The following is a 21,566-nucleotide window of genomic DNA, read 5'->3' on the forward strand; positions in this document are numbered from 1 at the left end:
GGAGGCTTTCATGTTCCGTGCGCCGTTCTGGCGTGCGGTGGCGGCGTGTGCCGTCATCGCGATCTCCTTGGTCATCACCTTCAACGCCGCGCCACGTCTGGGCCTGGACCTGCGCGGCGGCACCCAGCTCGTCTTCGAGACGAGAGACTCGCCCACGGTCAAGGCCGACGCGGCCGCCACCGACCGCGCGATCAACGTCCTGCGCCAGCGTGCGGACGCGCTCGGCGTGGTCGATCCCACCCTGGTCCGCTCCGGCGAGCGGCGGATCATCGTCGAGCTGCCAGGAGTGCTCGACCCGAGGCAGGCGGCCGAGGTCATCGGCCGTACCGCGCAGCTCGCCTTCCACCCCGTGCTCGGCGCCGCAGAGGAGGGCGACGGCGCGGCGGTGCGCGACGAGAACGGCCAGCCGCTCAAACTGGGACCCGCCGCCATCACCGGCGACGGGGTGAGCGACGCCGTCGAGAGCAGCGACCCGCAGCGCGGCCCCGGCTGGTGGGTCAGCCTCAGCTTCCGCGACGCGGCGGCCTGGCAGAAGCTGACCGGCCAGGCGGCCTGCCAGTCGCAGGGTGACCCCCAGCGCCGGATCGCCATCGTGCTGGACAAGGAGGTCATCTCCTCGCCGCCGATGGATCCGTCCGTGCCCTGCGGCGCCGGGATCCCGGGCGGGCGCGCCGACATCACCGGCTCGTTCACCCACGAGGAGGCACGCGATCTGGCCGTGCTGATCAAGGGCGGCGCCCTGCCGGTCCCGCTCGACCTGGTCGAGCAGCGGACGGTCGGCCCGACGCTGGGCGAGGCGGCCATCAAGGCCAGCGCCGAGGCGGCGGTCGCGGGGCTGATCCTGACCGCCGTGTTCATCGTGGCCGTCTACCGCCTGGCCGGGCTGCTGTCGGTGATCGCGCTGCTCTGCTACGGCGTGATCTCGTACGCGGCGCTGGTCGCGATGGGGGCGACGTTCACGCTGCCGGGCCTGGCCGGGTTCGTGCTGGCCATCGGCATGGCCATCGACGCCAACGTGCTGGTCTTCGAGCGGGCCAGGGAGGAGTACCAGCAGGCGCCGCGCCGCGGGCTGCGCGGCGCGCTGGACCGGGGGTTCAAGAACGCCTGGAGCGCGATCGCCGACTCCAACGTCACCACCCTGATCGCCGCCGGGCTGCTGTTCTGGCTGGCTTCAGGACCGGTGAAGGGCTTCGGTGTGACGCTGGCCGTCGGCGTGCTGGCCTCGCTGGTCTCGGCCATGCTCATCACCCGCGTGCTCGCCCACGCCGTCATCGGCCGGATCGGACCGCGCCTGTCCGGTTTGAGCTCGGCGGGGGCGGTCAGGACCTGGCTGACGCGCAGGAACCCGCAGCTCATGCGGGCGGGCAAGGTGTGGCTGGCGGTCGCGGGCACGGTCGCGGCGGTGGCCGTCGCCGGGCTGGCCGCGCGCGGGCTGAACTTCGGCGTCGAGTTCACCGGCGGCCGGCTCGTCGAGTTCGCCACGTCCAGGCCGATCTCGGCCGAGGCCGCCGGGCAGGCGGTGTCGCGGGCCGGGTTCCCCACGGCGGTGGTGCAGGTCAACGGCGACGGCGTCTCCGTACGCGCCGCGAACCTCGGCATCGAGCAGGCCGCCAGGATCGAACAGGCCCTGGAGGCCCAGGCGGGCGAGGTGACCAAGACCCGCGAGGAGTTCATCGGCCCCAGCCTGGGCGAGGAACTGCGCCGCAACGCCCTGATCGCACTCGGCGTGGCGGTGGCCATGCAACTCGTGTATCTGGCCGCGCGCTTCCGGTGGACGTTCGGCGCGGCGGCCGTGCTGGCGCTGGTGGTGGACGTGATCGTGGTGGCGGGGCTGTTCGCCTGGCTGGGCAAGCCGATCGACGGCGTGTTCCTGGCCGCGATGCTGACGGTCGTCGGCTACTCGGTCAACGACAAGGTGGTGGTGTTCGACCGGATCAGGGAGCTGTGGACGGCCCGGCGCGGTGAGCCGTTCGCCTCAGCCGTGAACGGCGCGATCCTGCAGACCATGCCACGCACCGTCAACACCGGCCTCGGCGCGCTGTTCATCCTGGTCGCGCTCATGTTCTTCGGCGGCGACTCGCTGCGGGACTTCGCCACGGCACTGGTGGCCGGGATCGTGACGGGCACGCTCTCGTCGGCCTTCGTGGCCGGGCCCGCGGCGATCCTGCTCGGCCGCCTCGACCGGCGCCCGCCGCCCCAGCCGGCCGCCCCGCGCGAGCGCAAGGCACGTACAGGATCGGGGGCGGTGTTGTGACGACGGTGTTGTGACGACGGTGTTGTGACGACGGGGCTGTGACGACGGGGCTGTGACGACCCGCTGAGGTGACGGCGGGCCGGGCGTGGGGAAGGTGTCCAGACGAGGGGGAAGAGTTGGGGCGAGCGGGGAAGGGGTCCGGCATGGAGGTGCTGAGCAGTCGTGTGCTGTTGCGTCCCCGCGACCCGGCCCGCAGCCGCCGCTTCTACGCCGAGACGCTCGGCCTGGCCGTCTACCGCGAGTTCGGCGCGCCGGACCATCCCGGCGTGGTCTTCTTCCTGGGCCAGGGGCTGCTGGAGCTGTCGGGCAGCTCCCCGGACGGCGCCGGGCCCGGCGTGTCGCTGTGGATGCAGGTACGCGACGTCGTCCGCGAGGAGGAACGACTCCGGCGGGCCGGCGTCACCGTCCTGCGCGAGGCCCGCACCGAACCTTGGGGATTGATCGAGTTGTGGATCGCCGATCCCGACGGTCACCGTATCGTTCTGGTGCAGGTTCCGGCCGACCACCCGTTGCGGCGCGACGCCCGCTGACGCCGGGGCCGCGAGCACCGCGGAGGAGCACGCGCATGACCGCCTACCGGATTCTCACCGTGGACGACGACCAGACGCTGCAGCGCGCGCTCTGGCGCGGCCTGCGCATGGAGGGCTTCGCCGTCGACACCGTCGATTCCGGGCCGCTCGCCCTGGACAGCGTCAGAGACGCTCCTCCTGACGCGATCCTGCTGGACGTCTCGATGCCCGGCATGTCGGGCATCGAGGTGTGTGCCCGATTACGCGAGGCGGGCACGCACGCGCCGGTGCTGATCCTCGCGGAACGGGACGAGGTGGAGGAGCGGGTGGCCGGGCTGGCCGCCGGGGCCGACGACTGCGTGATCAAACCGTTCGACCTGTACGAGCTGGTCCTGCGCCTGCGCGCGCTGCTGCGCCACATCGCCCCCGCGCCCGCCGCCACCGTCGAGGTCGGCCCGCTCACCCTCGACCCCGCCGCCCGCCGGGTCACGCTGGAGGGCCGCGAGGTACGGGTGACGCGGCGCGAGTTCGGCCTGCTGGAGGTGCTGGCACGCAACGCCGGCCTGGCGATGTCGCGCAAGCTGCTGCTCGAACGCGTCTGGGGCTACGACTTCGAGGTCACGGGCAGCCCGGTGGACGCGTTCGTCGGCGGGCTGCGCCGCAAGCTGGAGTCGGACGGCCACCCGCGCATGCTCCACTCCGCCGGCGGCACCGGTTTCGTCCTGCGCGAGCCACCTCGGTAGCCCGCGGCCCGTCACCGTACGCCGAAAGCCTTCAGTCCTCGTCCTCCAGCAGGTCCAGGTCGGGCGGGACCAGCGTGGTGGAGTCCACCAGCCCCCGCAGCAGGTTGTGCAGCAGATTGTCCGACGGCCCTCCGGCCGTCTTGTCGTGCGTCAGCGGGTACGGGAAGCCGCCCGCGTGCAGCCGCCTGCGTACGGCCTCGATCCGGTTCTCGATCCTGCGCTCCCGCCAGTCGGCGCCGGGCCGCAGGTAGGCCAGCTGCTCGGCCGCCTGCCGGTACGACAGGGGCCGCGGGCCCTCCTCGTACAGCAGGTAACGCTGGCCCAGCACGACCAGGAGCAGCCGTTCTTCGTCGTCGAGCGACCACCGCTTCGGCGGCAGCGTCTCGGCCCGGCGGCGCGGGGCGCGTTCCTCGTCGTGACCGGAGACGTACAGCTCGACCAAATGCTCGCGGTAGCTCGACCCGCGCACGAACACCGGCGTGTACCCCTCGGCCAGCGGCACGGCCTCGGTCGTGGCGTGCATCAGCCGGCCCTTGGGCAGCCGGAGCAGCTGGCGGCCGGTGTTGCGCAGCCACCACCGGCGCTCGCGGAAGGTCAGCTCGCCATGCCTGCGGCTCACCCACAGGTCGTCCTCACCGACGCAGACGTCCACGTCGGGCTCCTCGCCCCGGCCGAACCTGACCGTGAGACCGGTTCTGGGCCGCACCTCCACGCCGCCGTGTACCGTACGCGCGTGCAGGGTGCCCGGTGGGGCCGGCGCGACGCCGCGCGCCAGGCTGTCAGGGGCGCTCATGTTCGCCTGCCTTCCTTCGTCGCTCACTCCAAGCGTGCCCGGACGCCTCCGGGACCCTTCCCTGAACGCGCCATCCGGGCGGCATCGGGACGGCCGCGCGGGTCCCGGTGCGGCTGTTCGGGTGGGACGGTTCGGGCGCGGCCGCCTGGGTGCGGCCGCCTGGGCGCGGTGGCGGGGGTCAGCGCAGCCGGGTCGAGGCGGCTCTGGCCAGGTCGGTGGCCATCGCGCAGAGCCGCGTCATCGGGCGTGAGCCGTGCATGAGCAGGCGTACCGTCTCGGCGGCGGTGCGGCCGTCCGGGGCGGCGTAGGTGCGGTGGACGATCTGCACCAGGCAGGTCTCGTCGCCCTCGTCCTCCGGTTTGACGAAGGCGGGCAGGCCGTTGAGGCGGGTGGCCGTGCCGCCGGACGCGTCCGGCGGCGGGCCCCGGTCGAAGCGCAGGTCGAGCCCGAGGTCGCTGGTGGTGCTGGACCAGTCGCAGTCCCAGCCGCCGAAGCCGCGGTCGGGTTCGGCGGCGTCGATCCCGGGGATGATCTCCAGGTCCCGCGCGTGCAGCAGCGTGCAGGCGTCCAGGTGGGCCAGGGACTCCGGGGGCGGGGCAGGGGAGCGGCGGGGCATCGGGCTCCGGTTGAGCGCCTCGACGGCGTCGGCCGTGGCGGCGTCGGCGATGGCGCACAGCGGGGCCTTGCCCTTCTCGTCCCGTTTCGCCGTGACCGTGATGGTGGTGTCGGTGACGCCGGAGAGCGCCAGCGAGCGTTCGCACGAGTCGCTGCCGCCCGGCTCCTTCACGACCGCGACGATGCCGGTCCTCGCGGTCGCGGCCGCCCGCTCGGGCGGGGGGTCGAGGTTGAAGTCCACCCGGACGTCCACGACGCTGTCGTCGCCGGGCTCGATGAGGACGTCGCAGCGGTCGAAGTTGCCGTAGTCGGAGTCGAGCTCGGTCTCGCCGAAGCGGCCGAGGGAGGCGGGGTCGAGCAGGACGCACGGGTCGGCGGTGCGCGGGTCGCCGATCACGCTCACGCCGGTGCGGCTCGCGTCGGGCAGGGGTCGGCGCGTGACCTGCGTACGGGCCGCGGGGCCCGGGGCCCAGGACGTCCACGCCCAGATCGCCACGGCTAGCGCGGCCGCCAGCACCGTGAGCAGGGCCGCGCTTCTCCGATGCTCGCCGCGCCGGATCCGCCCACCGCGCCGGATCCGCCCGTCGTGCCCCATCCGCTCGCCGCGCCGCATCTGCTCCCCGCGCCCCTTCCGCTCCTGGCCGGTCGGGTGGGGGCGGGGGCTTCGTGCGAACCCGAGGGCCGGTGACCGGGACGGCGCTGCTTCGTCGGCGCGAGCGGGAAGCGGGGCCGCCGGGCGGGCCAGGTCCTCCAGGCGCCGCCGGGCCTCGCCCGCGTCCGGCCGGTCGCCGGGGTCGCGCCGGAGCAGCTCGGCCAGGATGCCGGTCAGCGGCCCGGCGTCGGCGTCCATGAAGACCGCGCCCCTGGCCGCCTGCCGCGCCGCGATGAGCGCCGCGGCGGGATCGGGCGGCCCGCTGGACGGGGCGTCGGGTGTTGTGGTGGTGACCGGTGTGCTCGGTGGGGCGCCGCGGCGGGGTGGATGGCCGGTGGTCAGGGCGTACAGCATGGCTCCGAGTGAGAAGACGTCCGACGCGGGCTCGGGCCGCCCCCGCACCACCTCGGGCGCGGCGTAGTCGGGCGTGTAGCTGACCGCGCTGTTCGGCGTGATCGTCTCCGCGCCCCCCACCCGGTATGCGGCCCCGAAGTCGGCCACCTTGGCCGTGCCGTCGCCCGTGACGACCACGTTGCCCGGTTTGATGTCGCAGTGGACGATGCCCTCCGCGTGCAGGGCCGCCAGCGCGCCGGCGATCTGGGCCCCGATCCGCGCCGCCACCTCCGGCGGCATCGGCCCCCGCCCCTCCAGGCTGCCGCCGGGCACGTGCTCCATCACCAGCCACAGCGCGAGCCCGCGCCGCCCGCCCGCGCGCACGGCGTGGTGCAGGGTGACCACGTGCGGATGGCTGAACCTGGCCAGCGCCCGCGCCTCGGCCCACAGCCGGTCGAGGCCGGCCGCGCCCTCGGCGGCCACCCGTTTGAGGGCGACGTCGCGGCCCAGCTCCAGATCGCGGGCGAGCCACACCTCGCCGGTACGTCCGCGCGCGAGGGGCCGCGTCAGCCGGTAACGTCCGTCCACGGTCGTGCCCCGGCGTGCCGCGAGCTTCCCCGTTGCGGACCGCCCCTGCATCAAGCGCACGAAAAGAGGCTAACGAGTGAGAGATCGATCACGCAGGGTTTCTCCGGGACCGGTCCCGGAGGCATCGCCGCACCATTGACCAGGGTTACCGATTTCCGTAAAACCTCATGACATTTCTGGACAGCAAGGAGGACCATGTCCGCCAAGATCGCCACCGCGCTCGCCGTGGCCGCGTCCCTCGCCCTCACCCCGGTCGCCGCCCACGCGACCACCGCGACCGCCGCCGCCACCACCGCCACCACCACCAAGCCGAACCTCAGGGCCTGCTATGACGGCAAGTGCAAGCTCACCCTCACCAAGAGCGTGTCGTTCCGGGTCAGCTCCCGCTTCGGCGTCACCCGGCTGGCCATCGCCTTCAACTCCAGCATGGTGAAGGTGCGGGGCACGGGGGCGTACGTGTCGTCGCAGGCGGTGCTCGGCCGCGGTTCCTCCGGCTCGGTCAACGGCATCGGCGTACGCATCCTGTCGCTGTCGGGCAGCAAGGCGGTGCTGCGCCTGTCTCCCGTGCGTTGAGCGACGCTCGCCGTACGCCGAGTCACGCCCGCGCGCGGCCGTCCCGTACGAGCAGCAGCGCGATGTCGTCCGTGCGCCGCTCGATCCCGGCCTGCGCGATGAGCGAGTCGGCCAGGGCGTGCAGCGGCCGGCGCGGCGACGGCGTGAAGCCGGCGGCCAGGGCGGCGATGCAGTCGCCCAGGTCGAGGCCGGGCTCCTCGATGAGCCCGTCGGTGTAGAGGATCATGACGGAGTCCGGCGGCAGTGGCACGTCCACGGTGACGTACTCGGCGTCGGGGTCGATGCCGAGCAGCAGCCCGGGTGAGGTCTCGACGACCTGCCCGGGGGCGCCGGGGCGGCCCAGCACGGGCGGCGGGTGCCCGGCGCTGGCCAGGCAGGCGGTGTGCCGGCGCAGGTCGAAGGCGACGTACAGGCAACTGGTGAAGCGGTCGGGCGCCAGTTCGGTGAGCAGCCGGTTGGTGTGCGCGAGCACCTCGCCCGGGCTGGCCCCGGCGGTCGCGTGGGCGCGGATGGCGGTGCGCACCTGCCCCATCAGGGCGGCGGCGGTCACGTCGTGCCCCTGCACGTCGCCGATGACGGCGGCGACCTTGGTGTCGCTGAGCCGGATCAGGTCGTAGAAGTCGCCGCCGATGTCCATACCAGGGGTGGCGGGTACATACCTGGCAGCCACGTCCAGGCCGGGCAGGTGGGGGAGCGTGCGCGGCAGCAGGCTCGACTGCAGGCACTGGGCGAGCTGGTGCTTGACGTCGTAGAGACGGGCGCGCTCGAACGCCTGCGCGATCAGCCCGGCGAGGGCGATCAGCGAGGCCCGCTCGTCGGCGCCGAACTCGTGCGGGCGGTCGTAGGCCAGGACGCACGTCCCGATGGGCCGGCTCGACGTGATCAGCGGCAGGAACGCCCACGCGCTCATGTCGTCGGAGCACACGGCGTCGGGGTACGCCTCGCGCAGCTCCTCCCGGCTGCGGAAGAACGCCGGCGTCAGCGCGTCCCCCTGGACCGGCGGGATCGCGGCGCGGCTGTCGAACTCCTCGACCGCCCGCCGGCTGTAGCCGCGCGAGGCGACCACCCGCAGCCGTCCGCCCTTGCCGGTGAGAATGGCCAGGGCCTGGATGTTGTAGACGGGCATGATGTGGTCGGCGACCTGGTCGATCACCTCCTGGGCGGTCATCGCCCGGGCGAGGGAGGTGGCCAGCCGCAGGATGTCGTGCACGGCGATCATCCGGGGCGGGGTCACGATGTCCACCGGTTCGAGCGCGGCGCCGCGCGTCGCGGGGGCCGGGGCGATGCGCACGGTGAGGCCGGACAGCCCGGGACACAGCTCGAACGTCAGCCGCCGCCCCTCGGGGTTGCGGGCGACGAAGCGGGTGATCCGGCGGCCGATGACCGCGGCGCGGTAGCGGTCCTCGTACGCGGGGTTGCCCAGCCAGGGCAGCACCTCCCACAGCCGCTTGCCGACCACGTCGGCCGGGCGCAGGTCGAGCAGGTCGGAGGCCTGCGCGCTGATCAGGGTCACGCGGCCGTCCACGTCCAGCCCGCAGATCCCCTCGGGCAGCCGGTTGACCAGCTCCAGCGCGATCAGGTCGGCCCTCGGGTCCGCCTCCTGGGAGGGGCGCGGGCCGAGGACACGCGGCTGGGACCCGGCGGTGATGGGCCGGCCGCGTTCCGCCGCCCGCTTGATCAGCTCGCCGAGCCGGGCGCAGGTGCCGCTGATGATGTCGAGCTGGCCGGGGTCGAGCTCGTTGACGCGCCCGGCGGGCCACAGCAGGAGGAACCCGCCGACGACGGTGTCACCGGCGCAGACCGGGGCCAGCGCGGCCGCGAACTGGTACGGGAGCGACAGGGCCACGCCGGGGAACTCGCGGGCCAGGTGCTCACGGCCGCTGATCCAGATGAAGCGTTGTTCGCGGACCGCGACGGAGAGCGGAATCGCCTCGGTCAGCCTGATCCGGGCGAACGACCGCGCGATCGAGGTGGGCAGGCCGATCTCGGTGACCATGCGCAGCAGATCGCCGCTCCTGTCGAGGACGTAGACCGCGCCGACGTGGGCGCCGGTGCCGATGACCGAGCTGATCAGCAGCTCGTCGAGGCGGGACGAGTCGTTCGCCACGCCGTGCGCTGCCACCTTGCTCGCCGGCACTGTCTCACCACTCCACACTCACGTGACGGGTACCGGACAGCCACCTGAAACCCCCCATACGGGCAGAATACACGCATAAAGCGCAGACGGCTGATCACGCGCCGCCGGAGAGCGGGGGCAGCCCGAGCACCCGGCCGTAGAGCTGGTGCATGTGCGCGCGGAAGCGCCGCAACTGACCGGCGTCGTCGACGCCGCGCCTGAGCCCCTGCCCTTCAAGTACCCCGCTGAGGACGAAGCCGTGCACACACCAGATCATCGTGTACGTGAGGTGCAGCGGATCGGCCTGCACCGGCTCGGTCAGCCTGGTGATGCTCGCCACGAGATACCGCGTCATCGGCTGGGCGTCCCTCGCCTCCACCTCGACGATGTCGCTGGCGTCCGACAGCCAGCGGTGCATCCACAGCGCGGGCACCTCGGGATGGGCCACGCACATGTCGATGTAGGCGTCGAGGAACCGGTGCAACGCCGGCCCGCGTCCCTCGGGCGGCGTGGCCGCCAGTTCGTCGGTGTACGGCTGGAGGGCGGAGGCGACCAGCTCGCGGATCTGCTCCATGACGTCCAGGTAGAGCTGCCGCTTGGTGGTGAAGTGCGCGTTGATGGCCGGCATGTCCACTCCGGCGGTGTCGGCGATCTGCTCAAGGGAGGTGCTGTCATAGCCGAGCGCGGAGAAGAGTTTGGTGGCCACCCGCAGGATCAGCTGCCGCTCACCGCCTTCTGGTGGAGAGTCCATGGACGCGACCCTAGGCGGGGTGCGCCGCCGAACCTATGACTTGATCGACAAGCGCCGGTAAAAAGCCAGCGGCAGGAGTTCGGTATCGTGCCGGAAACCGACGGAGGAGCCGCCTCACATGGCCGCGCACGGGCACTGGGTGACGACCTGGACGGCGATGCCCCAGCTCACCGAGCCGGGCAACATGCCGCCGCCACCGTACGCCAAGGAGGGCCTGGTCCTGGCGGACACGACCCTGCGGCAGACCGTGCGGGTGTCGGCGGGCGGCCCGCGGTTCCGGCTGCGCCTGTCCAACGCCTTCGGCGGCGCGCCCCTGCCCCTCACCCGCGTGGCGGTGGCGCTGCCCCTGGGCGGAGCGGCGGGCGTGAACGGCATCCGGCCTGGCTCCTCCCGCCCGGTCACCTTCTCCGGCCGCGCCTCCGTCGTCGTCCCGATGGGCGCCCACGTCGTGTCCGACCCCGTGGGTGACGACCTGGCGCCCGGCTCGGTCCTCACCGTCACCCTCCACCTGGCCGAGGGCCAGCGCTCCTCGGCCCTGACCTCCCATCCCGGGTCGCGAACCACCTCCCACCTGGCCACCGGCGACCACGTGGACGCCGCCCGCCTGCCCGCCGCCACCGCCGTCGACCACTGGTACCTGATCAGCGGCGTCGAGACCTGGGCCGACCCCGGCACGGCCACGGTCGTCCTGCTCGGCGACTCGCTGACCGACGGCAGGGGCGCCACCACCAACGGCGACGACCGCTGGCCCGACCGGCTCGCCGCCCGCCTCGGGCCCGGCGTGGCGGTGGCGAACCAGGCGGCGGGCGGCAACCGCGTGCTCGACGACGGCCTCGGCCCCAGCGCCCTGGCCCGCCTCGACCGGGACGTGCTCGCCCAGAGCGGGGCCCGATGGCTGGTGGTCTTCGAGGGCGTCAACGACCTCGGCACCGCCGAGCCCACCCCCGCCGCCCAGGCCGGGACGGCCGCCGACCTGATCGCCGCGTTCGAGCAGATCGTCGTCCGCGCCCACGCGCGCGGCCTGCTGGTCTTCGGGGCCACGCTCACGCCCTTCGGCGGGCACGATCCCTACGACGACCCCTTCGGCCACCGGGAGGCGGCCCGCCGGACGGTCAACGCGTGGATCCGCACCTCAGGACGCTTCGACGCGGTGATCGACTTCGACCGCGCGGTCCGCGACCCGGGCCGGCCGGAACGCCTCGCCGCGGCGTACGACGGGGGCGACCACCTGCACCTGAACCCCGCCGGCTACCAGGCACTCGCCGACGCCGTGCCGGACGCTCTGTTCCGCTGATCCGCAACCGCCCGCACATAACGATTAGCTGTGAGTCTTTGTCCCCTATGTGCCCCTGTTGGTTCCGCCATGGAACGCTACGAGCGGCATGTTCAGCGTTGGGATCAGGTGAGAATCGGGTGGCAAGGACTACCGGGGGATCGTGGTGGCGGCGGCTTGGCAGGGCCACCACCTACGCGGCCGGGGCGAGCGCCCTGGCCGTCGTCATGGCGAGCTGCGGCGCGACGGGTCAGGCGGAGCAGGGGGCCCCGCCGCCGGCGACGGAGAGCAGCGCCGCGCCCGAGACGCGGAGCGCGAGCCCCGCGGCCAAGCCACCGTCGGTGGACGAGGGCTGGCCCCGCTGGGGCTTCACCCACACCGGCGTCAGCGCCAACAACGTCACCCGCGAGTTCGAGCAGGCCGTCGCCGGCGCCCTCGCCGGTACGCCGATGCTGCAGAACCAGCACATCATGGGCTTCGGCGCGCTCAACCCCGAGCCGTACCCCGGTCAGTACTACTGGGAAGACCTCGACAGCCGGATGAACGTCATGCGGCAGTCGCGGGCCACCCCGGTCATCACGCTCTGCTGCGCGCCCGACTGGATGAAGGGCGGCCCTGAAGGCCCCACGGAGGAGTCGGCCTGGGGCGAGCACCTGGAGGACGCCCCCTACCCCGAGCACTTCGACGACTTCGCCAAGCTCTCGGCCGCGGTGGCCACCCGGTACAAGGACGTCAAGTACTTCATGGTGTGGAACGAGTTCAAGGGCTTCTGGAAGGACCACGCCAAGCCCGCGGACTACAAGGGCTACACCCAGCTGTACAACAAGGTCTACGACGCGGTGAAGGCCGCCCGTCCCGACGCGCTGGTCGGCGGGCCGTACCTCGGCTTCGACAGCAACAGCGGCGGCGACTCGGAGCTGCGCGGCGACTGGGGCGTGGTCAACCAGAACGTCCTCGACGCGTTCAACTACTGGTACGAGAACAAGAAGGGCGCCGACTTCATCGTGGTCGACGGCGCCTCGGTCACCGACGCGCACGAGCTGCTGCCCGACGAGTTCGGGGCGCTGAGCAAGTTCAGCGCGGTCACCGAGTGGCTGCGCGAGAAGACCGACGACCTGCCGGTCTGGTGGTCGGAGTGGTACTTCGTGCCCGAGGACGGCACCAAGTGGGACGAGCCCAAGCGCCTGGCCGTCCAGGCGGCGTCCATGATGGAGTTCGCCCGCAGCGGCGCCGCCACCGCGCTCTACTGGAACCCGCAGGCCAAGCAGGGCCCGTGCCAGGGCTGCATGTGGGAGCCGCGCAGCGGGGCCCTGACGCCGACCGGCCGGCTCGTGACCGGCTTCGCCAAGTGGTTCCCCGCCGGGGCGCGGCTCGAGTCCGTGGAATCCTCCGACCCCGCGGTCAGGGTGCTGGCCCAGCCGGAGCAGCTGCTGCTGGTCAACACGACGGACAAGGCGGTCAGCACGACCGTGGACGGCAAGGACTTCGCGCTCAAGGCGTACGAGATCAAGTGGAGCGGCCGCTGACCTGTCGGCACGGGGGCGGAACTCCGGCCCCGTGCCGATCGTTGACGCGACGGCAGGCAAACGATCTTCGACAGGGAGTACAGACCCGTGGTCTTCAAAAGGATGCTGGGCGCGTTCGGCGTCGGCGCGCCCTCGGTGGACACCGTGCTGTCCACGCCGCGGACCCAGCCGGGCGGCACGCTGGAGGGAGAGGTACGGCTCAAGGGCGGTGACTTCGACGCCGAGATCGAGCACGTCACCCTCGGCCTGGTGGCCAGGGTCGAGATCGAGCACGGTGACGGTGAGGCGGCCGGGCTCGGCGAGTTCTCCCGCGCCCAGGTCTCCGGCCCCTTCACGCTGCGCAAGGGCGAGGACCGCGTGATCGACTTCCGGCTGCCGGTCCCGTGGGAGGCCCCGATCAGCGAGATCGGCGGGCAGCCGCTGACCGGCATGGCGGTGGGCGTGCGCACCGAGCTGGCCATCGCCAAGGCCGTCGACAAGGGCGACCTCGACATGGTGGCCGTCGAGCCCCTGCCGTCGCAGCTGCGCATCCTGGAGGCGTTCCTGGGGCTCGGCTTCGCGTTCAAGTCGGCCGACCTGGAGGCCGGGCGGCTGTACGGCGTGCGCCAGGAGCTGCCGTTCTACCAGGAGATCGAGTTCTACCCGTCCGGCCGGTACGCGGGCGTGGTCGGCGAGGTCGAGGTGACCTTCGTGGCCGATCCGGCCGGGCTGGAGGTGGTCCTGGAGGCCGACAAGCGCAGCGGCCGCTACTCCTCCAGCGACGCCATCGGCCGCTTCCACGTCAGCCACGAGGACGCCCTGCACACGGACTGGGCCGGCGAGCTCGGCCGCTGGCTCGACGGCCTCTCCCGGTACGGCCATCCCGGCCCCTCGTACGACGGCCATCACGGGCATCATGAGCACGATGACGACCACGGGCACCACGGCGGGCACCACGGGCACCACGGGCCCCACGGCGGCCCCGGCCTCGGCATGGTGGCCGCCGCCGGCGCCGCCGGAGTGGTCGGCGGGCTCGTGGCCGGTGAGGTCGTCGAAGAGGTCGTGGAGGAGTTCTTCGAGGGGGACGAGGAGGGCGGCGACTGGTGACGCCGGGGTGCCCGGCGACGGAAGGGTGCCCGGCGACGTCCGCGTCACCTGACCCGCCCGCCACGCACCCCTGACTCCGCATCACCGATCACGGGCGGCGGCCGTCCCGCCGGGTGGCCGCCGCCCGTGACCGGGTCACTTGCGGCGTTTGATGTACATTCCCGCCGTCAGCGAGACCCCCAGCGCGGCCAGCGCGATCTGGATGGCCAGCTCGATCCAGTCGACGCCCCCCGTGTCGGCCACGCCGAGCCCGGCGGCGATGGCGGTGCCGTCCAGGGGCGAGACCACACCGATCAGGATGGTGAGCCAGATGGGGATGCGCTGGCGGCCGGGAACGACGAGCCGCCCCAGGACGCCGATCACGATGCCGATGATGAGGCCGGAGATGATTCCGGTGATTTCCATGCTGCGCCTCCTAGAAGGCCAGGCGATCTCCCGTCACCGGGTCAACGAACGACGGGGCCCTCAGAGTTTCGTGCCGTCCGCGGGCAGCCGCCTGGCGGCCACGCCGGCCCAGCCGAGGCCGAGCGCCGTGACCATGAGGACGCCCCCGGCCCCCAGCCCGGCCGCGACCAGCCCCGCCGCGCCCGGCAGCAGGATCTGCCCGGTGCGGTTGCCGACCAGCCGCAGCGACATCGCCCGCCCGCGCAGGCCGGGCGGCGCCGACTCGGCCAGCCACGACATGGTCAGCGGCTGCCCCACGCCGAGCCCGAAGCCCAGCACGAGCAGGACGCTGAGCAGCAGCCACAGCGGCATCGGCAGGGGAGTGAGGAGCATGGCCACCGCCGCCGCGACCGTGCTGGTGACCAGGAGCCGGCGCCGCCCGACCGCCTGGGACAGGCGGCCGAGGAAGAACCGCGAGGCCATGGAGGCCAGGCCGCGCACGGTCAGCAGCAGGCCGACCGTGCCGGCGGCGAGCCCGTGCTCGGTGCCCATGGCCGGCAGGTAGACGAGCGTGATGTCCACGGCGGCCAGCACCACGCAGCTTGTGATCAGCGCGTACGCGAGCCCGGGGCGGCGCAGCAGGGCGCGCACGCCGCCGCTGTCGTCCCGTTCCCCCGCCTCGGGGCGCGGGCTGCGGGCCAGCAGTGCCGACAGCACGACGAGCAGCACGGCCAGGCCGCAGGACCACAGGAAGATGGCGCCGGTGTCGGGGATGGCCCGCTCGCCGCCGAACACGGAGATCAGCACCGGCCCGGCCGCCTGGCCCAGCGAGGCGGCGAACGTGTAGCGGCCGAACGCCGCGTCGTGGCCGCCGCGCCCGGTGGTGTTGGCCACCAGCGCCTGCTGGGCGATGACGCAGCCGAGGTGGCCGGTCCCGAGCAGGATCCCGGCTGCGACCAGCCCGGCGACGGTGTGGCCGAGCGTCAGGAACGCGACCCCGGCGGCCACCAGCGTCAGCGCCCCTGCCACCGCCATGCGCCGCTCGCCGTACCGGTCGGCCGCGTGCCCTGCGGGCAGGGCCAGCAGCAGCGGGGCGATGGCGAAGCTCGCGCCGAGCACGCCGAGCCACGCGGGCGGCACGTCCAGCTCGATCGCCCGGTACGACATCGTCGGCCGCAGCACGAACGTGACCACCTGCGTGGTCACCGCGTGCGCCAGCAGCACACCCAGCGCCCGCCGCCGCTGCCACGGCTCAGACATCGGGCAGCCGTTCCCGCCTCATGATCCTGCGAAGCACGTATACGACCATATAGGGCCCTATTTCGTGCAAGACGGGGCCCTCTGCCTCATAGCCCCCGAAGCGGTCGCGCGGCGGGCCGCGCCCGGCCACGCGCCGGCCTGCAATCGGGTTGTAAGTCCGGAGAAAGTGTCCAGAATAGGTTGACTCACTGCCCGATCGAGTCAACCCCCGAGGAGCCGACGTAACCAGCATGACCGTATGGAGTGAGCTGCGCATGACCGCCACTCCTCAGCTCTCCATCTCGATCTCCCCGCACCTCACGGCCGTGGCCATGATCAGCGACGCCCTCGCGGGCCGCCACCGCGGCCTGCCGGACCTCTGGCGCCAGGCCCTCAGGTCCCGCGTCGGCCGGCCAGGCCACCAGGCGGTGCGCTCGCTCGCCGCCCCCGGCTACTCCGTCGTCCCCGACTGCATCGTCCCCAGCACTCCCGCGGCCGGAGACGTCCCCGTGCAGGCCAGCGCCCTGCGCGAGCTGCCGCCCGAGCGTCTGATCGCCGACCTGGAGCAGGCGTTCCACGGCGGACCGCTGCCCGTGCACTGGCGCTTCGCCGCCGAACAGCCGGCGGCCTGGCTGCACGGTTACGCCGGCGCCCTGTCCGAGGTCTGGAACACCGTCGAACCCCTCTGGCGGCGCGCCCGCCCCCTCCTCGACAGGGAGGTCAACCGGGTGGGGCTGGCCGCCGTCCGCGGTGGTGTCGAACCGCTGCTGGGCTCGCTCAACCACCGCATCGCGTACGGCGAGCGCGGCCTGCTCATCTCCGACGTCGAGTCCAGCCGGTTCGACCTCGGCAACAGGAAGATCGTCCTGGTGCCGATGCTGGCCGGCAAGGACGCCGTGATCGTCAGCCTGGATCACGAGGAGGCCGTGTGGATCGCGTACCCGGTGCCCGGCGCGGAGTCCCTGTGGCGCCGGCCCGCGGCCCCGTCGCGCGACGAGCTGTCGGCGCTCATGGGCCCGGTACGCGCGGATCTGCTGTGCAAGATCGCCCGGCCCATGACGATGAGCATGCTGGCGGTCGACCTCCAGGTCGCGCCCAGCAGCATCACCTACCACTGTGACCGGCTGCGGGCCGCGCGGCTGATCACCAGGGAGCGGCGCGGCCGGGAGGTGTGGGTGGGGCGCACCCGCCGCGCCGAGGAGCTGCTGGAGCTGTTCCACCGCGCCTGACACGCGAGAAGGGCGCGCCGTCCCGGCGCGCCCCCTCAGTGTCCTGTGCTCAGCGCACGCCGAGACGGTGTGCCGATCAGCCCTCGCCGAACTGGTACAGCAGCGGGCCGTCGAGCTTCCAGCCCGGCTCGTCCGCCAAGATCTTGCGGGTGTGCGACTCGATCGCGAGGCGCCACTTGTTGTCGTTCGACAGCCGGAACACCTTCACGTCCCCGCCGGCGCCCGCCGAGCCGGGGGCGTACCCCAGGACGCCCTCGTAGCGGAAGGCGCCCGAGGTCACCAGGCGCTCCCGCTCCGACACCGACCCGGTGACGATGTAGCTGGCCTTCTTCGCCCAGCGCAGCCGGTAGAGCGGCTTGCCGCCCGCGAACGGGGCGGGCGAGAGGTAGTACAGCGGCGTCCGCGTCGTGGACCAACCGTGCTTGGCGACGGCGTCGCGCTTCTCCGACTCGCTCGCGGTGTAGAAGAACCCGCCGTCCTTCGTCACCAGCTCGTACAGCCTCACCCGCTGCGCGGCGACAGCGGTCGTCTGGGCGGTCGTCTCGGCGGACGTCTGGGTGATCGTCGCGGCGGAGGCTGTGGTGGTGGCGCCGAGGGGCAGGGTGGCGCCCAGCGCCACCGCCAGCCCGAGGACGGTGGCGCGGGTCATGCGGCCCGAAGACGAGGCCATGGTCGTTGTCCCTCCGAAGTGCTGTTCAGTACGCCGGTCACGCTAACGGCGACCGAACAGCCATTCGGATCACTTCGACGAACCTGAAAGGGTCCCCGGCCGGGCTCCGGTCAGAACGTCACCAGCGGATCCCCGACGAAGTCGGCGATGAAGTTGACGAAGAAGAACCCGAAGAACAGGAAGTTGAGCACGAGGATGACGTAGTGCCAGGGCCTCGGGCGGGCCGGGCGCGGCAGCTTGCTGTTGAGGTACATCAGCAGGAACGGATACACCAGCGCGCCGAGGTTCGACATGTTCGCCGACCACTCCACGAGCCCCACCGGCAGCGACTGGAAGATGATGATCGAGATGATCACCAGCAGCAGGAGCATGAACGGGTAGTAGAAGCGCCGCGGGTCGCCCTCGATCAGCCGGCGCAGGCGCGGGCTGGTCGCGTTGGCCGCGTCGGTGGTCACCCGCACCATCGCCTCGAAGATGCCGAGCTGGGTGGAGAACAGGATCAGCACGCCCACCAGCAGCGAGATGTAGAAGACGACCTGCCCGTACTGGTCGCCCAGCGCGGTGGCCACGAACGTGGGCACGTTCGCCCGCGTCGGCTTCTCGCCCGACATCGCGACCGCCTGCGACATGAGCAGGGTGGGCAGCAGCATGCCGAGGATGGCACCGACGAAGAACACGCCCCACATGTCCACCATGAGCAGCCGGTACCAGCGCCGCCACAGGCTCCGGTTGCGTTCGTCGTCGGGGAAGGTGACGCCGCTGGCCAGGATCGCCCGGCGTTCGCCGCGCAGGCCGGAGATGTAGCCGACCCGGTAGCCCATGCCGTAGCCCTTGTCACGGTAGTGGCCCATGACGTACCAGTTGAGGCCCGAGGCCAGCGCGGTGAAGCCGGCCAGGCCGCCGAGCTGGGTGGCGGTGATCCCGGCGGGCGGGGCGGCCGGGGTGAGGAAGCCGCGGATGCCCTCCCACCACTGGCTGAACGGCACCACGAGCAGGTCCACCGCCAGCAGGGCGATCAGGATGGTGCCGACCATGACCCAGTTGGCCAGCTCCAGGGCGCGGCTGATGCGGCGGGCGGCGGCGGTGATGAGGAACACCAGCACGAGCAGGCCGATGGCGTACAGCCGCGGCTCGACGTCGTCCGCTCCCGGGGGGACACCGTGGATCAGCGCGTACACGCCCTGACCCGCCGACGCGGCCCACCCGCCCGCGATGAAGGCGAAGATCACGATGAGCACCGACAGGGGCACCCACAGGGGCCAGCCCGGCGGCACCCGTCCCCAGCCGACGACCGGCGTCTCGCCGGTCGCGAGGACGTAGCGCGAGCACTCGACGTTGTAGAACGTCTGCAGCAGGGCCGAGACCACGATGATCCAGCCGACGCCGACGAATCCGTACTGCCCCACGCTGAGGGGGCCCAGCAGCCACTCGCCGCTGCCGATCGATATGCCCAGGGCGATCAGGCTGGGGCCGACGGCGTACTTGAACAGTTCCTTGATGCCGAGCCGGGGGACTTTGAAGACCTCTTCCGGGGTCGGCAGATCGGTGACTTCGAGATCGGGACGGCTGACTCCGAGTGGGTGCGACATGTCAGTGCCTCCTGCCGTTCAGGGTGATCCCGAAGGGCGGTCATCACAAGACCCAATTGCCCGGTGTTGTGGCCCTCTCGGGCACGTCCGGGATCGGTTCAGATAGGTGGTCAACGTGACGAGTTGTCCACGCGTGGCGTTACGCGACCTAACAGGATTGACTACGTAGAGTGAGGAACTGTTGTCACAAGGTGACTACAGGGGGAGATCATGAAAGGTAAGTTCATAGCGGCAGGTGGCGCCTTCGTCACGGCCGCCGCGCTCATCGGCATGGCCACTCCGGCCGGCGCCAACCCGGTCGTCTGCGACCTGAGCGTGTCGGACGTGCGTCACTCGCTCCGCATCGACGCATGGGGCGTCTACGCGGGCCGCCGCGACGCCTCGGCCTGCAGCAGCAGCAAGCAGGACGAGGTCAAGCACGAGGTCAAGGACGAGGTCAAGCACGAGGCCGTCGAGCACGAGGCCATGAAGCCCGAGGTCACGCAGTACGAGGACATGGCGTACGAGGACGCGGAGACCGAGGAGGCGCAGGAGAGCGTCAAGCACGAGGAAGCGCACGAGGACGTCAAGTTCGAGGACTTCAAGCACGACGACGTCGGCTACGGCGAAGAGGCCGAGGGCAACTGGGACAACGGTTCCTGGAACCGTGACCAGTGGAACAAGGGCGACTGGCACCACCACGGCCACTGGAACCGGGACAACTGGGACCGTGGCCACTGGGACGGCGGCTGGGACGGCCGCTGGAACGGCGGCTGGCACCGTGACCACGACCACGGCTGGGACCTGCGCGGTGTCTGGGCCCCGCGCGGCTGGGCGGGCTACAGCTGGCCCGGCTGGTATGCCCGCTTCTAAGGCCGGACCCGCAGCCGGTCAGAGCCGGTCGTGAAGGTCATTCCGGTTCGGTCCCGGGACACTGCCATGTGACCCGGGACCTCATGGTCGCTCCCAGCTTTCGGCCCTTGGCTCCCCGTCGCACCGGGACCCCGTGGTCTCTCCCTGTTCCCCGCTCCCCGCGGCCCCGTGGTCTCCCCCGTGCCCCCGCGATCCGGCGATCTCGCCGCCATGCGGACCGGCCCCGGCCTCCGCGCACGGCTGCCGAGGCTCGCGGGATGCGCGTCTCCCTTGGCCGCCACGCCACCACCGCGCTGCCATCGGCACCACCAAGGCGTCACTCTGCGTGACGATGTGGCATCCCTGGCATGGGGACGCGGCGGGCCGCCTGCCGGATCCGGACCCGGGCGCGAACCGTACCCGAGCCGCGGCCCCGGTGCTCAGCGGTCGACGATCTCGTTCTTGCCGATCACCACGACCCCGCCCCTGGTCAACGCGAAGCGCGTGCGATCGTAGTCGAGGTCGAAGCCGATCCGGGCGCCGTCGGGGATCACCACGTTCTTGTCGATGATCGCCTTGCGCACGATCGCGCCCCGCCCGACCTTGACGTTCTCCATCAGCACGGAGTCCTCCACCAGCGAGTGCGAGTGGAGCACGACCTTGGGCGACAGGATCGACCTGATCGCCGTGCCGCCGGAGACGATCACGCCGGGGGAGACCAGCGAGTCGATCGCCCGCCCCACCCGGTCGCCGTCGTTGTGCACGAACTTGGCGGGCGGCAGCGGATCATGGCCGGTGAAGATCGGCCACTTGTCGTTGTAGAGGTTGAACACCGGATGCGCCGAGATGAGGTCCATGTGGGCCTCGTAGTAGGCGTCGAGGGTGCCGACGTCGCGCCAGTAGCCGCGGTCGCGCTCGCTGGAGCCGGGGACGATGTTGTTGGCGAAGTCGTAGACGTCGGCGCCGCCCGACTTGACCAGCATCGGGATGATATTGCCGCCCAGGTCGTGCTTGCTGGTCGGGTCGAGCGCGTCCTCGCGCAGCGCGTCGATCATCGACTGCGTCTTGAACACGTAGTTGCCCATCGAGGCGTACACCTCGTCGGGGGAGTCGGCCAGCCCCACCGCGTCCTTCGGCTTCTCCCTGAACGCGACGATCCGGCGGCCCTCGGGATCGGTCTCGATCACGCCGAACTGGTCGGCCAGCGACAGTGGCTGCCTGATCGCCGCCACCGTCACGTCCGCGCCGGAGTCTTCGTGCTGCTCGACCATCTGCCGCGGATCCATCCGGTAGATGTGGTCGGCGCCGAACACGATCACGTGCTCGGGCATCTCATCGTAGATCAGGTTCAAATTCTGGAAGAGCGCGTCCGCCGAGCCGGAGAACCAGCGCGGCCCGAGCCGCTGCTGCGCCGGCACCGGGGTGACGTAGTTGCCCAGCATCGCCGACAGCCGCCAGGTCCGCGAGACATGCCGGTCGAGGCTGTGGTTCTTGTACTGCGTCAGTACGACGATCTTCAGGAATCCGCCGTTGGCGAGATTGGACAGCACGAAATCGATGAGCCGATACATCCCCCCGAACGGCACCGCCGGTTTCGCCCGATCCGCCGTCAGCGGCATCAGCCTCTTGCCCTCTCCACCTGCCAGCACGACCGCAAGCACCCTCCGGGACCTCATGTCCAGGACGCTACCCTCAAATGGCCGATCTATCGACGAAAGCCCGCACGGTGAACTTCCTGCGTGTCCCGATTTGGTCACCGATGTACGAACCCAAGTGCCCGACCTTGGGCTTGTCGATGTGTTCCCGTTGCCC

At 71.8% G+C, this 21,566-nt stretch carries 18 protein-coding genes; 9 read left to right on the forward strand and 9 right to left on the reverse strand.

Annotated elements, in window-relative coordinates; all coding sequences use genetic code 11:
- Positions 1–10 precede the first annotated feature (10 nt).
- The 3 genes from secD (at position 11) to ABFX54_RS44410 (ending at position 3,506) form a co-directional block, all read left to right on the forward strand.
- Positions 11–2,254: a protein translocase subunit SecD gene (gene secD / locus ABFX54_RS44400; RefSeq protein ID WP_428834636.1), complete on the forward strand. Its 2,244-nt coding sequence runs from the start codon at positions 11–13 to the stop codon at positions 2,252–2,254.
- 143 nt (positions 2,255–2,397) lie between these two features.
- A complete protein-coding gene (locus ABFX54_RS44405; RefSeq protein ID WP_346113026.1) occupies positions 2,398–2,784 on the forward strand; it encodes a VOC family protein in 387 nt (128 codons plus the stop codon).
- 35 nt (positions 2,785–2,819) lie between these two features.
- A complete protein-coding gene (locus ABFX54_RS44410; protein WP_346113027.1) occupies positions 2,820–3,506 on the forward strand; it encodes a response regulator transcription factor in 687 nt (228 codons plus the stop codon).
- 31 nt (positions 3,507–3,537) lie between these two features.
- Here the strand turns inward: ABFX54_RS44410 and ABFX54_RS44415 are convergent, their stop codons facing one another.
- Both ABFX54_RS44415 and ABFX54_RS44420 read right to left on the reverse strand, forming a co-directional pair.
- Positions 3,538–4,299, reverse strand: a complete 762-nt coding sequence (locus ABFX54_RS44415; RefSeq protein ID WP_346113028.1) for an FHA domain-containing protein — start codon at positions 4,297–4,299, stop codon at positions 3,538–3,540.
- Positions 4,300–4,477: 178 nt separating this feature from the next.
- Positions 4,478–6,538 carry a serine/threonine-protein kinase gene (locus ABFX54_RS44420; protein WP_346113051.1) on the reverse strand — a complete coding sequence of 687 codons (2,061 nt, stop codon included), beginning with the start codon at positions 6,536–6,538 and terminating at the stop codon, positions 4,478–4,480.
- 144 nt (positions 6,539–6,682) lie between these two features.
- On the opposite strand from ABFX54_RS44420, the gene ABFX54_RS44425 reads away from it, so the two are divergent.
- Positions 6,683–7,060, forward strand: a complete 378-nt coding sequence (locus ABFX54_RS44425) for a hypothetical protein (protein ID WP_346113029.1) — start codon at positions 6,683–6,685, stop codon at positions 7,058–7,060.
- A 22-nt stretch (positions 7,061–7,082) separates the two neighbouring features.
- On the opposite strand, the gene ABFX54_RS44430 is transcribed toward ABFX54_RS44425, so the two are convergent.
- Positions 7,083–9,167 (reverse strand): SpoIIE family protein phosphatase, encoded by a 2,085-nt coding sequence (locus ABFX54_RS44430; protein WP_346113030.1) that lies wholly within the window; start codon positions 9,165–9,167, stop codon positions 7,083–7,085.
- Between the two features lie 124 nt (positions 9,168–9,291).
- Positions 9,292–9,927, reverse strand: coding sequence for a TetR/AcrR family transcriptional regulator (locus ABFX54_RS44435; RefSeq protein WP_346113031.1), 636 nt, complete (start codon positions 9,925–9,927; stop codon positions 9,292–9,294).
- Between the two features lie 118 nt (positions 9,928–10,045).
- Here ABFX54_RS44435 and ABFX54_RS44440 point away from each other — a divergent pair, with 118 nt between their 5' ends.
- The 3 genes from ABFX54_RS44440 (at position 10,046) to ABFX54_RS44450 (ending at position 13,812) form a co-directional block, all read left to right on the forward strand.
- The gene (locus ABFX54_RS44440; RefSeq protein ID WP_346113032.1) at positions 10,046–11,221 is read left to right on the forward strand and encodes an SGNH/GDSL hydrolase family protein; all 1,176 of its coding nucleotides are present in this window, start codon (positions 10,046–10,048) and stop codon (positions 11,219–11,221) included.
- 119 nt (positions 11,222–11,340) lie between these two features.
- The gene (locus ABFX54_RS44445; RefSeq protein WP_346113033.1) at positions 11,341–12,726 is read left to right on the forward strand and encodes a xylan 1,4-beta-xylosidase; all 1,386 of its coding nucleotides are present in this window, start codon (positions 11,341–11,343) and stop codon (positions 12,724–12,726) included.
- An 87-nt stretch (positions 12,727–12,813) separates the two neighbouring features.
- Positions 12,814–13,812, forward strand: a complete 999-nt coding sequence (locus ABFX54_RS44450) for a sporulation protein (protein ID WP_346113034.1) — start codon at positions 12,814–12,816, stop codon at positions 13,810–13,812.
- A 135-nt stretch (positions 13,813–13,947) separates the two neighbouring features.
- Here ABFX54_RS44450 and ABFX54_RS44455 read toward each other — a convergent pair whose 3' ends face one another.
- Together ABFX54_RS44455 and ABFX54_RS44460 are read right to left on the reverse strand one after the other, a co-directional pair.
- Positions 13,948–14,217: a GlsB/YeaQ/YmgE family stress response membrane protein gene (locus ABFX54_RS44455; protein WP_346113036.1), complete on the reverse strand. Its 270-nt coding sequence runs from the start codon at positions 14,215–14,217 to the stop codon at positions 13,948–13,950.
- Between the two features lie 60 nt (positions 14,218–14,277).
- Positions 14,278–15,456, reverse strand: coding sequence for an MFS transporter (locus ABFX54_RS44460; protein ID WP_346113037.1), 1,179 nt, complete (start codon positions 15,454–15,456; stop codon positions 14,278–14,280).
- A 230-nt stretch (positions 15,457–15,686) separates the two neighbouring features.
- On the opposite strand from ABFX54_RS44460, the gene ABFX54_RS44465 reads away from it, so the two are divergent.
- Positions 15,687–16,664, forward strand: a complete 978-nt coding sequence (locus ABFX54_RS44465) for an ArsR/SmtB family transcription factor (protein ID WP_346113038.1) — start codon at positions 15,687–15,689, stop codon at positions 16,662–16,664.
- Positions 16,665–16,740: 76 nt separating this feature from the next.
- Here the strand turns inward: ABFX54_RS44465 and ABFX54_RS44470 are convergent, their stop codons facing one another.
- Both ABFX54_RS44470 and ABFX54_RS44475 read right to left on the reverse strand, forming a co-directional pair.
- Positions 16,741–17,334: a hypothetical protein gene (locus ABFX54_RS44470; RefSeq protein WP_346113039.1), complete on the reverse strand. Its 594-nt coding sequence runs from the start codon at positions 17,332–17,334 to the stop codon at positions 16,741–16,743.
- A 110-nt stretch (positions 17,335–17,444) separates the two neighbouring features.
- Entirely contained in the window at positions 17,445–18,923 is a 1,479-nt protein-coding gene (locus ABFX54_RS44475; protein ID WP_346113040.1) for an Nramp family divalent metal transporter, read from the reverse strand.
- A gap of 210 nt (positions 18,924–19,133) precedes the next feature.
- Between ABFX54_RS44475 and ABFX54_RS44480 the strand changes: the two genes are divergently transcribed.
- The gene (locus ABFX54_RS44480) at positions 19,134–19,775 is read left to right on the forward strand and encodes a hypothetical protein (RefSeq protein WP_346113041.1); all 642 of its coding nucleotides are present in this window, start codon (positions 19,134–19,136) and stop codon (positions 19,773–19,775) included.
- Positions 19,776–20,194: 419 nt separating this feature from the next.
- Here the strand turns inward: ABFX54_RS44480 and glgC are convergent, their stop codons facing one another.
- Positions 20,195–21,430, reverse strand: coding sequence for a glucose-1-phosphate adenylyltransferase (glgC, locus tag ABFX54_RS44485; RefSeq protein WP_106249675.1), 1,236 nt, complete (start codon positions 21,428–21,430; stop codon positions 20,195–20,197).
- Positions 21,431–21,566: the final 136 nt, after the last annotated feature.

Origin of the sequence: Nonomuraea maheshkhaliensis (assembly GCF_039529435.1) — a bacterium.
In the GTDB taxonomy this organism is placed as follows: domain Bacteria; phylum Actinomycetota; class Actinomycetes; order Streptosporangiales; family Streptosporangiaceae; genus Nonomuraea; species Nonomuraea maheshkhaliensis.

Excerpts from the sequence above, each read along its gene's own strand:
- secD (WP_428834636.1), top strand. The coding sequence starts at position 11 with ATGTTCCGTGCGCCGTTCTGGCGTGCGGTGGCGGCGTGTGCCGTCATC.
- ABFX54_RS44405 (WP_346113026.1), top strand. The coding sequence starts at position 2,398 with ATGGAGGTGCTGAGCAGTCGTGTGCTGTTGCGTCCCCGCGACCCGGCC.
- ABFX54_RS44410 (WP_346113027.1), top strand. The coding sequence starts at position 2,820 with ATGACCGCCTACCGGATTCTCACCGTGGACGACGACCAGACGCTGCAG.
- ABFX54_RS44415 (WP_346113028.1), bottom strand. The coding sequence starts at position 4,299 with ATGAGCGCCCCTGACAGCCTGGCGCGCGGCGTCGCGCCGGCCCCACCG.
- ABFX54_RS44420 (WP_346113051.1), bottom strand. The coding sequence starts at position 6,538 with ATGCAGGGGCGGTCCGCAACGGGGAAGCTCGCGGCACGCCGGGGCACG.
- ABFX54_RS44425 (WP_346113029.1), top strand. The coding sequence starts at position 6,683 with ATGTCCGCCAAGATCGCCACCGCGCTCGCCGTGGCCGCGTCCCTCGCC.
- ABFX54_RS44435 (WP_346113031.1), bottom strand. The coding sequence starts at position 9,927 with ATGGACTCTCCACCAGAAGGCGGTGAGCGGCAGCTGATCCTGCGGGTG.
- ABFX54_RS44440 (WP_346113032.1), top strand. The coding sequence starts at position 10,046 with ATGGCCGCGCACGGGCACTGGGTGACGACCTGGACGGCGATGCCCCAG.
- ABFX54_RS44455 (WP_346113036.1), bottom strand. The coding sequence starts at position 14,217 with ATGGAAATCACCGGAATCATCTCCGGCCTCATCATCGGCATCGTGATC.
- ABFX54_RS44460 (WP_346113037.1), bottom strand. The coding sequence starts at position 15,456 with ATGTCTGAGCCGTGGCAGCGGCGGCGGGCGCTGGGTGTGCTGCTGGCG.
- ABFX54_RS44465 (WP_346113038.1), top strand. The coding sequence starts at position 15,687 with ATGACCGTATGGAGTGAGCTGCGCATGACCGCCACTCCTCAGCTCTCC.
- ABFX54_RS44470 (WP_346113039.1), bottom strand. The coding sequence starts at position 17,334 with ATGGCCTCGTCTTCGGGCCGCATGACCCGCGCCACCGTCCTCGGGCTG.
- ABFX54_RS44475 (WP_346113040.1), bottom strand. The coding sequence starts at position 18,923 with ATGTCGCACCCACTCGGAGTCAGCCGTCCCGATCTCGAAGTCACCGAT.
- ABFX54_RS44480 (WP_346113041.1), top strand. The coding sequence starts at position 19,134 with ATGAAAGGTAAGTTCATAGCGGCAGGTGGCGCCTTCGTCACGGCCGCC.
- glgC (WP_106249675.1), bottom strand. The coding sequence starts at position 21,430 with ATGAGGTCCCGGAGGGTGCTTGCGGTCGTGCTGGCAGGTGGAGAGGGC.